Raw genomic sequence first — 875 nt, forward strand, 5'->3', positions numbered from 1 at the left:
TCGTCAGCAGAGGAGCTCAGGTTGTTGTTGTACCAAAGGCCTTTGCTTTGAGTGTGGTCGGATTCTGTACGGTTGGTGGTTTTTACCGCGTTAGAATTGATATTGCCTGTGGCAGAAGCAGTCAGCGCGCCGGCATTGATGTTGGCTGCGCTCAGGTTGAGGCTGCCGCTATTGTTCAAAGTCAATGACTCGGATGCATTGATATTGCTGGCGGTAAAGGTTTCCGTTTTGTTGCGGTCCGAACGGAAGTGCTGAACATTTTGCGCCTCTTTGCCGCTGGAAGATTTGTTGGCAGAATGGCTGGTAACCGTGCCTTTGATGTCGGTATCGCGGGCAAACAATTCCATTTGTGCGCCGGTCAGATTGGCGGACTGGATGCTCAGGTTGCCTTTGCTGTCGATATTCAGGTAGCGGGTACCGGTAATGGCGGCATTTTGAATGTTTTGTTTGGCGCGTTTGTCGGTCGCGTGGATGCGGATGGTACCGGCGCGCATACTGCCGAAAATATGACCGTCAAGCACCGGCGCATTTGAAGCAGCGTCCAATGCTTCGATTTGTGCGGTTTTGTAGTCGAAGTTGCTTTTGCCTGAAGAAACATTGATGGCGTCGGCGGCATTAACGTTGGCTGATTTGCCGACAACCACTTGCGGCGCGAGCAGGTCAACCACGCGGTTGCCGCTCAAATTGCCGTTTACTTGCAGTTGTTTGCCATTGTCGCTGATATTGAAAGATTTCAACGCGCCGTCTGAAACGGTTGGCGTACCGACAACCAAGGATGCGCGGTTGGCATTCAGGATACTGCCGCCGTTGTGGGTAATGCCGTTAGGGTTTGCCAAAACATAGTCTGCGGCAATACCGAAGATCTCTTGCTGACC

The 875-nt window shown here is 52.2% G+C and carries 1 protein-coding gene; it reads right to left on the reverse strand.

Annotation, left to right across the window (positions count from 1 at the left end; translation table 11 throughout):
• On the reverse strand, window positions 1-875 hold an 875-nt coding region (locus ACTHS3_RS15660), incomplete at both ends, for a two-partner secretion domain-containing protein (protein ID WP_440368463.1).

Source organism: Neisseria sp. P0009.S007 (assembly GCF_051962515.1).